Annotated in this window: 1 protein-coding gene; it reads left to right on the top strand. The window is 73.7% G+C overall.

Translation table 11 applies throughout. From position 1 onward, the window contains the following. Positions 1-365, top strand: a 365-nt coding sequence (locus tag FLX08_RS41145) for a hypothetical protein (RefSeq protein ID WP_167530787.1), incomplete at both ends; no start/stop codon positions are given.

Here is a 365-nt window from a genome sequence, read left to right on the forward strand (position 1 = left end):
CCGGCCAGGGCACCGGCCAGATCTGGACCGGCAGCACCGACAACGTCCCGGCGGGCACCCAGGCAAGCATCGCCGTCCCGGCGGACAAGCTGACCGACGGGTGGAAGGTGCGCTGGCGGGCCCGCGCGGTCTCGGCCACCGCCGCCTCCGCCTGGTCGGACTGGCAATCCTTCACCGTCAGCCTGCCCAAACCCACCGCCACCGACCTGACCATCACCCCGGCAAAGGTGGTGGACGGCGTGACGGTGACCACCGCGACCCCCACGCTGCAGGCCACCCTCACCCACCCGGCCGGCCAGGCGCTGCGTGCCGAGTTCGAGGTCGAGCACGACCCGGCAGCCCCCGAAGGGCAGGGCACCGGCCAA

Source organism: Microbispora hainanensis, from assembly GCF_006874475.1.
GTDB lineage: Bacteria > Actinomycetota > Actinomycetes > Streptosporangiales > Streptosporangiaceae > Microbispora > Microbispora hainanensis.